Origin of the sequence: Curtobacterium flaccumfaciens pv. betae, from assembly GCF_026241855.1 — a bacterium.
Taxonomy (GTDB): Bacteria; Actinomycetota; Actinomycetes; order Actinomycetales; family Microbacteriaceae; genus Curtobacterium; species Curtobacterium flaccumfaciens.
In genome coordinates this window covers 3,089,738-3,101,660 of sequence record NZ_JAPJDC010000001.1, presented here as the reverse complement: position 1 = coordinate 3,101,660, position 11,923 = coordinate 3,089,738, and the positions used below count along the sequence as shown (strand labels likewise).

The following is an 11,923-nucleotide window of genomic DNA, read 5'->3' as shown; positions in this document are numbered from 1 at the left end:
CGCGTCGAGGCGGACGGGAGGCCCGTGGCGGCCCCGCACCGCGCCTCCAGGCCGTCGACCGGTCACCGCAACGGCCCGTGCCGCGTGACCAGGCGCGCTCAGGCGCGACCGCGGTTGCGGCGCCGGATCTCCTTCGGAGCCCGCCCGGCCATGAAGGACCGTGCAGGATCGACGAGGAAGCCCTGCCGGAGCGCCTCGCGCCCGACGAGCATCCGGAACCCCATCTGGTCCCGGTTGCTCAAGGTGACCTCGGACTCGACGACCTGCCCGGCCAACGCGATCCGCGTGCGGACGACGATGCGCTCCTGGGTGTGTCCGGTCGAGCTGCGGACGATGCGGCGGTCGTGCACGTCGCACTCGATGGTGGAGGCGTCGGCATCGGTGTCCTGCCAGGGGTGCAGCGAGAACCGGACCCGCTCGCCGGGCAGTTCCTCGAGGTCGAAGGCGTGCAACGCGGAGCTCCGGGCGCCGGTGTCGAGCTTCACCTTGATCCACGGCACGCCGAGGTCCGGCAGTCCCGCCCACTCCCGCCACCCGGCGACGACGAGCCCGCTGTCGGAGGACTTCGGAGCTCGGGCCATGTGCCCATCCTGTCGCATGCTCCGTGGCCACGTCCGCATGCTTTGATGGAGCGTCGCCGTCGATCCGACCCAGCGGAGAACCCCTCGATGAAACTCGCCATCCTGTCGCGCGCGCCCCAGGCGTACTCGACCCAGCGCCTCCGCGCAGCGGCACTCGACCGCGGTCACGAGGTCAAGGTGCTCAACACCCTGCGCTTCGCGATCGACCTGTCCGGCGACGACCCGGACCTGCTCTACCGCGGCAAGCTGCTGAGCGACTACGACGCGGTGCTGCCGCGCATCGGCAACTCGATCACCTACTACGGCACCGCCGTCGTGCGCCAGTTCGAGCAGATGGACGTCTACACGCCGAACACGGCGAACGGCATCACGAACTCGCGCGACAAGCTCCGGGCGAACCAGATCCTGTCGCGGCACGACATCGGCATGCCGGCGACGACCTTCGTGGCCGGCCGCAACGACGTGCGCGGGGCGATCGAACGGGTCGGTGGCGCGCCCGTCGTCATCAAGCTCCTCGAGGGCACGCAGGGCATCGGTGTGATCCTGGCACCCGAGGCGAAGGTGGCCGAGTCGATCGTCGAGACGCTGCACTCCACCAAGCAGAACGTCCTGATCCAGCGGTTCATCGCCGAGAGCCGCGGTCGTGACATCCGGGCCCTCGTCGTCGGTGACCGGGTCGTGGCGGCGATGCGCCGGACCGCGTCGGGTGACGAGTTCCGCTCGAACGTGCACCGCGGCGGCACCGTCGAGAAGGTCACGCTCTCGCCCGAGTACGAGGCGGTGGCCGTGCGCTCGGCGCAGATCATGGGCCTCAAGGTCGCCGGCGTCGACATGCTCGAGGGCAACGACGGGCCCCTCGTGATGGAGGTCAACTCCTCGCCAGGACTCGAGGGCGTCGAGCGTGCCACCGGCCTCGACATCGCCGGTGCGATCGTCGACTTCATCGCGAACCAGGTCTCGTTCCCCGAGATCGACGTCCGCCAGCGGCTGTCCGTCTCGACCGGCTACGGCGTCGCCGAGCTCCTCGTGCACACCAACGCCGACCTGGTCGGCAAGACGATCAAGGAGTCCGGGCTCTGGGACCGTGACATCACGGTCCTCACGCTGCACCGCGGCTCGAACGTCATCCCGAACCCGCGCAGTGGCGTCGCCCTCGAGCCGGGGGACCGCCTGCTCTGCTTCGGCAAGCTCGAGGAGATGCGGTCGATGATCCCGGAGCGCCGCAAACGGCGCGCGAAGGTGCGGAAGCTGCCGAAGGAGCCGTTGCAGACCGAGGGCTGAGCGCTCGGGCGCTGCAGCGCCGTGACAGCCGGGAGGCCCGGATCGCGTCCCCTCGTCGGGTGCGTGATCCGGGCCTCCAGTCCGCAGTCCGGGGCTCAGTCGCCGCGCACGTCGCCTTGGCGTCGGCGCGCGAGCAGGCGCAGGACGGCGCCGAGCCCGAGCGCGGTCAGCGCGGCGGCGAGCCAGCCGCCGAGCTCGACGCCGGTGAAGGCGAGCTCACGGTTGGTGGTGGCGGTGCCGGTGGTGCTGGCTCCGTCGGTCTCCGGAGCGGGTGCGGTGCGATCGTCGGTCGTGCCGAGCTGCGTGCCCGTGCCCGGGGTCACGATCACCGGGAACGCGATTCCCGTTCCGGCCCCGTGGTCGTTCTCGGCATCGCCATCGTCATCGCCTTCGCTCTCGGGGACGAGCGTGACGAGCATGCTCGAGCCCGGTGAGACGTGACCGAAGCGGTCCACGGCGACGACCGACAGCAGGTGTGCTCCCGGCTCCAGGGGAACCGTCGTCCGGAAGGCGAACCGCCCGTCGGAGTCCGCTGTCCCGCGTCCGATCTCGCGGCCGTCGGTGTCGCGGATGACGACCGTCGAGCCGGGCTCGGCGGAGCCCCGGACGATGCCGGTGCCGTCGACGATGTCGTCGAACGCCTCGAGGACGGGTGCCGCCGGGGCCTCGGTGTCGACGTCGACGGTGGTCTTCGTCGGGTCGGACTCGTTGCCGACCTTGTCCTGCGCGATCAGTTCGAGGTCGTGCGCCCCGTCCGTGAGCGGCTCGTCGAGGACGATCTCGAAGTCGCCGTTCTCGTCCGCGGTGTCGCGGCCGAGTTCGTTGCCGTCCTCGTCGCGGATGATGACGGTGGAGCCGGGCTCGGCGGTCCCGGTGATGGGGCCCTTGCCGTCAGCGAGGTCGGACGGGCTGGTGACGACTGGTGCCGTGGGCGCTTCGGTGTCGACGTCGACCGTGGTGTCGGTCGGGTTGGACTCGTTGCCGGCGTCGTCCTGGGCGATGAGTTCGAGCTGGTGCTCGCCGTCGTCGAGGGGCTCGTCCAACTCGATGGCGAAGTCGCCGTCGTCGTTGGCCTCGCCACGGCCGATCTCGTTGCCGTCCTCGTCGCGGATGATCACGATCGAGCCGGGATCGGCGGTGCCGCTGATCGGGCCCTTGCCGTTGTCGAGATCGCTGGGGCTGGTCACGACCGGTGCCGTGGGGGCTTCGGTGTCGACATCAACCGTGGTGTCGGTCGGGTCGGATTCGTTGCCGGCCTTGTCCTGGGCGATGAGTTCGAGCTTGTGCTCGCCATCGTCGAGCGGTTCGTCGAGCTCGATGCTGAAGTCGCCGTCGTCGTTGGCTTCGCCGCGGCCGAGTTCGTTGCCGTCTTCGTCGCGGATGATCGCGGTGGAGCCGGGTTCCGCGGTCCCGGTGATCGGGCCCTTGCCGTCAGCGAGGTCGGACGGGCTGGTGACGACAGGTGCGGTCGGTGCCTTCGTGTCGACGTCGACCGTGGTCTTCGTCTCCTCGGAGGCGTTGCCGGCCTTGTCCTGCGCGACCAGTTCGAGCTTGTGGTCGCCATCGGTGAGCGGCTCGTCGAGGACGATGGAGAAGTCGCCGTCGTCGTTGGCGTCGCCGCGGCCGATCTCGTTGCCGTCCTCGTCACGAATGATCACCGTGGCACCAGGCTCAGCGGTCCCCGTGATGGGTCCCTTGCCATCGGTGAGGTCGGACGGGCTGGTGACGACCGGTGCCGTGGGTGCTTCGGTGTCGACGTCGACCGTGGTCTTCGTCTCTTCGGAGGTATTACCGGCCTTGTCCTGCGCGACGAGTTCGAGTTTGTGCTCGCCGTCATCAAGGGGCTCATCGAGCTCGATGCTGAAGTCGCCGTCGTCGTTGGCTTCGCCGCGGCCGAGCTCGTTGCCGTCCTCGTCGCGGATGATCACGGTGGAGCCGGGTTCGGCGGTCCCGGTGATGGGGCCCTTGCCGTCGCTCAGGTCGGACGGGCTGGTGACGACCGGTGCCGTGGGTGCTTCGGTGTCGACGTCGACCGTGGCCTTCGTCTCTTCGGAGGTGTTGCCCGCCTTGTCTTCAGCGATCAGTTCGAGCTTGTGCTCGCCGTCGTCGAGGGGTTCGTCCAGTTCGATGCTGAAGTCGCCGTCGTCGTTGGCTTCGCCGCGGCCGAGTTCGTTGCCGTCCTCGTCACGGATGATCACAGTGGAGCCCGGCTCGGCGGTGCCGGTGATCGGGCCCTTGCCATTGTCGAGGTCGCTGGGGCTGGTCACGACCGGGGCCGTGGGCGCTTCGGTGTCGACGTCGACGGTGGTCTTCGTTTCCTCCGAGGTGTTGCCGGCCTTGTCCTGGGCGATCAGTTCGAGCTTGTGCTCGCCGTCGTTGAGCGGCTCGTCCAGCTTGATGCTGAAGTCGCCGTCGTCGTTGGCTTCGCCGCGGCCGAGCTCGTTGCCGTCCTCGTCGCGGATGATCACGGTCGAGCCGGGCTCGGCGGTCCCGGTGATCGGGCCCTTGCCGTCAGCGAGGTCAGAGGGGCTGGTCACGACCGGCGCGGTCGGTGCCTTCGTGTCGACGTCAACCGTGGTCTTCGTTTCCTCGGAGGTATTGCCGGCGTCGTCCTGGGCGATGAGTTCGAGCTTGTGCTCGCCGTCATCGAGGGGCCCGTCGAGCTCGATGGAGAAGTCGCCGTCGTCGTTGGCTTCGCCCCTGCCGATCTCGTTGCCGTCCTCGTCGCGGATGATCACGGTCGAGCCGGGTTCCGCGGTTCCGCTGATCGGACCGTTGCCGTTGTCGAGGTCCTTGGGGCTGGTCACGACCGGTGCCGTGGGTGCTTCGGTGTCGACATCGACCGTGGTGTCGGTCGGGTTAGAGGTGTTGCCGGCCTTGTCTGCAGCGACGAGTTCCAGCTTGTGCTCGCCGTCGTTGAGCGGCTCGTCCAGCTCGATCGAGAAGTCGCCGTCATCGTTGGCCTCACCGCGGCCGATCTCGTTACCGTCCTCGTCACGGACGATGACCGTGGAGCCGGGTTCCGCTGTGCCGGTGATGGGGCCCTTGCCGTCAGCGAGGTCAGAGGGGCTGGTGACGACCGGGGCAATGGGGGCTTCGGTGTCGACATCGACCGTGGTGTCGGTCGGGCCAGATTCGTTGCCGGCTTTGTCTTCAGCGACGAGCTCGAGCTTGTGCTCGCCGTCGTCGAGGGGCTCGTCCAGCTCGATCGAGAAGTCGCCGTCGTCGTTGGCTTTGCCGCGGCCGATCTCGTTGCCCTCCTCGTCGCGGATGATCACGATCGAGCCGGGTTCCGCGGTCCCGCTGATCGGGCCCTTGCCGTTGTCGAGATCGCTGGGGCTGGTCACGACCGGTGCTGTCGGTGCTTCGGTGTCGACGTCGACCGTGGTCTTCGTTTCCTCGGAGGTGTTGCCGGCGTCGTCCTGGGCGACGAGTTCCAGCTTGTGCTCGCCGTCGTCGAGGGGCACATCGAGTTCGATGGAGAAGTCCCCATCGTCGTTGGCCTCGCCGCGGCCGAGTTCGTTGCCGTCTTCGTCACGGATGATCACCGTGGAGCCGGGCTCGGCGGTGCCGCTGATGGGACCCTTGCCGTCAGCGAGATCGCTGGGGCTTGTGACGACGGGTGCTGTCGGTGCTTCGGTGTCGACGTCGACCGTGGTGTCGGTCGGGTCGGATTCGTTGCCGGCCTTGTCTGCAGCGACGAGTTCGAGCTTGTGCTCGCCGTCGGTCAGCGGTTCGTCCAGCTCGATGGAGAAGTCGCCGTCGTCGTTGGCCTCACCGCGGCCGAGCTCGTTGCTGTCCTCGTCGCGGATGATCACGGTCGAGCCCGGCTCCGCGGTACCCGTGATCGGTCCCTTGCCATCGCTCAGGTCGGACGGGCTGGTGACGACGGGTGCGTCGGGTGCTTCGGTGTCGACGTCGATGGTGACCGGGGTGGGGGTCGAGATGTTGCCGGCGTCGTCCTGTGCGATCAGTTCGAGGTGGTGCTCGCCATCGTCGAGGGGGTCGTCCAACTCGATGGAGAAGTCGCCGTCGTCGTTGGCCTCACCGCGGCCGATCTGGTTGCCGTCCTCGTCACGGACGATGACCGTGGAGCCCGGCTCGGCGGTCCCGGTGATCGGGCCCTTGCCGTCAGCCAGGTCGGTCGGACCGGTGACGATCGGTGCGTTCGGAGCGTCGTCGTCCACGTCCACCGTGACCGGCGTCGGGGACGAGACGTTGCCGGCCTCGTCCTGCGCGACGAGCTCGAGGTCGTGCGCGCCGTCGTCGAGCGGCTCGTCGAGCACGATGGTGAACTGCCCGTCGTCGCGGGCCTCGGCACGGCCGAGTTCGTTGCCGTCGGCGTCCCGCACGATCACCGTCGAACCGGGTTCGGCCGACCCGGTGAAGGGGCCGGTGCCGTCGGCGAGGAACTCGGGGGTCGTGCTGATCGGTGCGTCGGGTGCGGTGACGTCGGGTGCGGTGACGGTCACGGGCGAGGGAGCCGACTCGTTGCCGGCGTCGTCCTGCGCGACGACCTCCAGGCCGTGGTCGCCCTTGGTCAGCGGCTCGTTCAGCTCGACCGAGAAGTCGCCGTCGTCGTTGGCTTCGCCCCGCCCGATCTCGTTGCCGTCCTGGTCACGGATGATGACGATGGAGCCGGGCTCGGCGGTTCCGACCACCGGACCGGTCGGGGTCGCGAGGTCCTGGCGCTCGACGACCGGAGCATCAGGCGCTGTGGTGTCCGGGACGACCGCGGTCGCGGTCGCCGGGCCGGACTCGTTGCCGACCGCATCGGCGGCGACGACCACGAGATCGGTCGCGCCCTCCGGCAGCGGCGCGTCGAGACGGACGGAGAAGTCGCCGTCCTCGTTCGCGCGGTCGCGGCCGAGTTCGTTGCCGTCACGGTCCCGGACGATGACGATGGAGCCCGGGTCGGCTGTACCGGTGATGGGTCCGGTCGGGTCGTCGAGGGTGCCGGGGTCGTCGACGATGGGGACATCGGGGGCGGTGGCGTCGACGTCGAGGGTCGCCGTGGTCGGTTCGGCGGTGAAGCCGTTGCGGTGCTGTACGGCGGTGACGGTGACCGACCCGTCCGACAACGCCTCGGTGACGGGGAGCGACCAGGTGCCGTCGTCACCCACACGGACGTTCACCGGTGCCCGGTCACCGACGGTCACGTCGACGGTGCCGCCGGGGACGCCCTGGCCGGTGATGGTCGGCTTCGGTCCGACTGCTGCGGTCGGCTCGTCGATGACGGCGGAGGTCAGCGGGATGGTGACCTTCCACGTCGATGTCGTCTGCTCGTTCGTGTTGACGTAGTCGGTGGCGGCGTTCGGGGCGAACGAGCCGTGCACCGTGACGACGTCGCCCGGCAGCGCCGAAGCGTCGACGGTGATCGGCACCCGGATGTGGTTGAAGTTCGCTCCTCCGGTGTTGAGCGGCTGGGGATTCGCTCCGAGGCAGTCGGTCTGCGTGGGAGACGTGAACGTGCAGTTCGCGACGTTCGCCGTGCCCGAGTTCGCCACGCTGAACGGCGGTCGTCCGCGTGTGAAGGTCGCAGGGCCGGTGATGGTCCAGTGGAAGTCGAGCGAGCGGCTCGGGATCGTGAAGCCACTCGAGTTCTTGACGTTGAAGATCGACGTCTCGAACCGCTGTCCCGGCTGGCCGATCGCGTCCGTCGCGCCCTGGACGTAGACGTTGATCGGCGTCTCGTTCGGCGTGACCTCGTCGGTCGTGGGCTGTGCCTCGGGCGTGGGGGTCGGGGCGGGCGCGGTGCTCGGCGCCGGGGCCGGCTCCGGCTTCGTGGCGGGGTCGGCGTCGACCGGGGCCGCGGTGTCCGCGGGTGCCTCGGGCTCGACAGGTGCGCCACTGTCGACAGGCGACTCGCCCTCGCCCGCGCCCGGAGCCTCCGGCTCCACGGACGCGTCGGCTCGCTCCTCGGTCGGCGCGGGTGCCGTCGTGACGGTCGTCGCGGCGGCCATGTCCGGCACCGCCAACGGCGCGAAGGCCAGCAGGAGGGCTGCGGCAGAGGTGGACTTGCTGAGCGGGGGCATTCGGGGCTCCGATCGAAGGGGTCGGTAGCCATCGTATGCAATATGTATTTCACATGCAATGCATTGCTCGGATTCAGGGCCGTCCAGCGCATCCGGATCGCGCACACAGGCCGGATGCGGAAGTATGTGTCGGTGACGATCATGACGGAACGGCCGGTCGACCAGGCATCGAGCAGTGAACCGGAGCAGCCCGGCAACGCCACGGCGAAGCACCGGAACGTCTCGCTGCTCTCCGTGGCGACCACCACGGCGGAGCGTGTGACGACCTCGGCCGACATCGAGGCCAAGCTCCGCGGGGTCCTCCGTCGGCTCCGTCTGCCGATGGGGCTGCTCGAGCGCGTCGCCGGGGTCATCGAGCGTCGCAACTGGGGCGAGGGCCAGACTTTCCAGGACGCCGCGATCGACGCCGGCCGCCGTGCCATGGCCGAGGCCGGTGTCCGTCCGGACGAGATCGGGCTGCTCATCAACACCTCGGTGACCCGTCCGCACCTCGAGCCGTCGGTCGCCGTGCGCCTGCACCACGGTCTCGGGCTGCCGTCGTCCGCCATCAACTTCGACATCGCGAACGCCTGCCTGGGGTTCGTCAACGCCATGAGCGTCGCCGCGGGCATGATCGACTCCGGGCAGATCAAGTACGCGCTCGTCGTCGACGGCGAGGACGCCGACCAGGTGCAGCTCAACACCATCGACCGTCTGAACCAGGGCGGCCGGAACCGCAAGGACTTCATGAGCGAGTTCGCCAGCCTGACCCTCGGGTCCGGTGCTGCGGCGGCCGTGCTCGGCCCGGCGGATCTGCACCCCGAAGGCCACCGGATCGTCGGCGGCGTCACCCGCGCGGCGACCCAGTGGTACGACCTGTGCGTCGGCAGCGTCGACGGCATGTTCACCGATGCGAAGATGCTGCTCAAGGGCGGCATGGAGCTCGTCGTCGCCGCCTGGACCGAGGCACGAGCCCACTTCGACTGGGCCGACATGGACCGCTACGTGCTGCACCAGGTCTCCGACGTGCACACCAACGCCTTCGTCGAGGCGATCGGCATCCCGCGCGACAAGGTCCCCACCACGTACCAGCGGTTCGGCAACGTCGGCCCCGCGTCGATCCCGATCACCCTGGCCGACGAGGTCGCTTCCGGCGGCATCCGTCGCGGTGACCGCGTGTTCCTGGGTGGCGTCGGGTCGGGTATCAACACGGCGATGATGGAACTCCACTGGTGAGGTCCCGGCTGCCCCGCGTCGCCGCGAGCACGGCTCCGGCGACGCAGCCGCCCTCCCTGCCCGACCTCGACCCGGCCTGGTCGCGTCTGGTCACGGTCCCCGCGTGGTCCGGAGATCGGACGGGAGGCACAGATCGCGCCGCGCGCACCTGGCACCTCCTCGACACGGCCGGGTCCCTGGCCGCGCTCGGCGTGGAACCGATCGGCACGATCCTCTGCGTGCACGGCAACCCGACGTGGTCGTACCTGTGGCGGTCGGTGCTCCGCACCTCGCTCGAGGTCGCGCAGGCCGGCGGCCCCGCCTGGCGTGTGGTCGCGGTCGACCAGCTCGACATGGGCTTCTCGGAGCGCACCGGCGTCGAGCGCGGACTGGCGCAGCGCGTCGCGGACCTCGGAGCCTTGACCGACGAACTCGGGCTGACCGGACCGGTCGTCACCCTCGGCCACGACTGGGGCGGTGTGGTGTCGCTCGGTTGGGCGGTCGACCACCCGGACGTCCTGGCCGCCGCGATGACGTGCAACACGGCCGTGCACCAGCCCGACGACGCCCCGATCCCCGCACCGTTGCGGCTCGCCCTCGGTCCGGGGATGCTCGGCCGCGCGACGGTCGTGACCCCGGCGTTCCTCGAGACCACCCTGGCCATCGCGCACCCGAAGCTCGAGCGGGCCGTCGCCGACGGCTACCGGGCGCCCTACCGCGGTGCCGCCCGACGCGGTGGCATCGGCGGGTTCGTCGCGGACATCCCCGTCGACGCCCGGCACCGGAGCGCACCCGAACTCGACCGCATCGCCGCCGGGGTCGCCGCGCTCGACGTGCCGGTGCTCCTGCTCTGGGGTCCGCGCGACCCGGTGTTCCTCGAGCGCTACCTGGACGACCTGACCGAACGCGTGCCGCACGCCGACGTCCACCGGTTCGAGGGCGCCGGGCACCTGCTGCCGGATGACGCCGACGTGGCGGGCGCGGTGTTCGACTGGCTCGGTGACCGCCTGCCGGACGGTGGCCGTCCTGCCCAGGCCCCCACGGGCCTCCAGTCCGACGCCGTGGACCCGGGCCAGTCCGCACAGGCGACCCCGCCGCTCTGGGCGCGGCTCGACGAACTGCGCGAGAGCGACGAACCCGCGCTGGTCGAGATGGCCGCCGCCGGTGGCCCCCGCACGATCACGTGGCGACTGCTCGCCCGACGGGTCGACGAGATCGCCGCAGGACTCGACGACCTGGGCGTCCGGAGCGGCGACCGTGTCTCGCTCCTGGTGACCCCCGGTGCCGACCTGACCGCCGTCCTGTACGCCTGCGTGCGGATCGGGGCGGTCGTCGTCGTCGCGGACGCCGGACTCGGACTCGGCGGACTGACCCGGGCCGTCCGTGGAGCCCGACCGGACTGGATCATCGGCGCGCTGCCCGGGCTCGGTGCCGCGCGTGCCCTCGGCTGGCCGGGGCGACGCATCGCGACGGTCTCGTTGCCCGCGCCGGCCCGGAAGGCGCTGCGGGTGGAGCACACGCTCGTCGACGTCGCCCGCTGCGGAGCCCGCCGTCTCGCGCACGGCACCGCGCTGCCGACGGCCCCGTCGCCGGACGCGCCCGCTGCCGTGCTCTTCACCTCGGGATCGACCGGGCCGGCGAAGGGTGTCGTGTACACGCACGGGCAACTCAGTGCCGTCCGGGACGCCCTGGCCACCCAGTACGACGTCGGTGTCGGCACCGGCCTCGTCGCCGGGTTCGCACCGTTCGCGCTGCTCGGCCCGGCCCTCGGGGCGCGGTCGGTCGCGCCCGACATGGACGTCACCGCGCCGCGCACCCTGACGGCGAAGGCGGTCGCGGCCTCGGTCGCCGCGGCGGACGCCACCGTGGTGTTCCTGTCGCCGGCGGCCCTGGCGAACGTCGTCGCGACCGCGTCGGAACTCACCGACGCCGACCGCCAGGCGCTGCGGGGCGTGCGGCTGTTCCTGTCGGCCGGGGCTCCCGTCTCGGCCGCGCTGCTCACCGCGGCGACCGAGCTGATGCCGAACGCCAGCGCGCACACCCCCTACGGCATGACCGAGGGGCTGCTCATGACGGACGTCGACCTGGACGGGGTCCGTGCCGCCGGCCGGTCCGATGACGAGGGGATCTGCGTCGGGGTGCCGGCAGCGAACGTCCGCGTCCGCATCGCACCGCTCGACGGTTCCGGGCGCTCGACCGGAGCCCTGACGGACGAGCCCGGGATCACCGGCGAGATCGTCGTCGCGGCACCACACGTGCGCGACCACTACGACCGGCTCTGGCGCGCCGACCGGGTCTCGCGCCTCGGCGTCGACGACCCGCGCGGGCACCGCACCGGAGATGTCGGGCACCTGGATGCCGCGGGACGGATCTGGGTCGAGGGCCGGCTGCAGCACGTGCTCACCACCCCGGACGGGGTCGTCACGCCGGTGGGGCCGGAGCAGCGGATCGAGGGCGTCGACGGTGTCGGACGTGCCGGGGTCGCGGGCATCGGGCCGATCGGCACCCAGCAGGTGGTGGCCGTCGTCGAGACGGACCCTGCCGTTCGCCGACCCGGGCTGGCGTCGCCGTCGCTCGCCGCAGCGGTCCGTGCCGCCGCCGGAGTGCCACTCGCCGCGGTGCTCGTCGTGCCCGTGCTGCCGACGGACATCCGGCACAACTCCAAGGTCGACCGCACCCGGCTGTCCCGCTGGGCCGGCTCGGTGCTGTCCGGCGGACGGATGGTGCGCCCGTGAGCGGCGCGTTCGGCGCGTTCGGCGCGTTCTCGCGCGCTCAGCGACACCTCACGGGCCGTCGGGTGCGTGAGGTGTCGGTGAGCACGAATCTCCGACC

General features: G+C 70.7%; 5 protein-coding genes. 3 read left to right on the top strand and 2 right to left on the bottom strand.

Annotated features, from left to right (window positions below):
* Positions 1–98: 98 nt before the first annotated feature.
* Positions 99–581, bottom strand: a complete 483-nt coding sequence (locus tag ORG17_RS14520; RefSeq protein ID WP_027465989.1) for an ATP-dependent zinc protease family protein — start codon at positions 579–581, stop codon at positions 99–101.
* 87 nt (positions 582–668) lie between these two features.
* Here ORG17_RS14520 and ORG17_RS14515 point away from each other — a divergent pair, with 87 nt between their 5' ends.
* Entirely contained in the window at positions 669–1,862 is a 1,194-nt protein-coding gene (locus tag ORG17_RS14515; RefSeq protein WP_214527273.1) for a RimK family alpha-L-glutamate ligase, read from the top strand.
* Between the two features lie 95 nt (positions 1,863–1,957).
* Here the strand turns inward: ORG17_RS14515 and ORG17_RS14510 are convergent, their stop codons facing one another.
* Positions 1,958–7,897, bottom strand: a complete 5,940-nt coding sequence (locus ORG17_RS14510; protein WP_301601476.1) for an Ig-like domain-containing protein — start codon at positions 7,895–7,897, stop codon at positions 1,958–1,960.
* 141 nt (positions 7,898–8,038) lie between these two features.
* On the opposite strand from ORG17_RS14510, the gene ORG17_RS14505 reads away from it, so the two are divergent.
* The gene (locus tag ORG17_RS14505; RefSeq protein WP_042537701.1) at positions 8,039–9,112 is read left to right on the top strand and encodes a 3-oxoacyl-ACP synthase III; all 1,074 of its coding nucleotides are present in this window, start codon (positions 8,039–8,041) and stop codon (positions 9,110–9,112) included.
* Positions 9,109–11,826, top strand: a complete 2,718-nt coding sequence (locus tag ORG17_RS14500) for an alpha/beta fold hydrolase (RefSeq protein ID WP_301565322.1) — start codon at positions 9,109–9,111, stop codon at positions 11,824–11,826. The genes ORG17_RS14505 and ORG17_RS14500 overlap by 4 nt, the downstream gene beginning before the upstream one ends.
* The last annotated feature ends 97 nt before the right edge of the window (positions 11,827–11,923 follow it).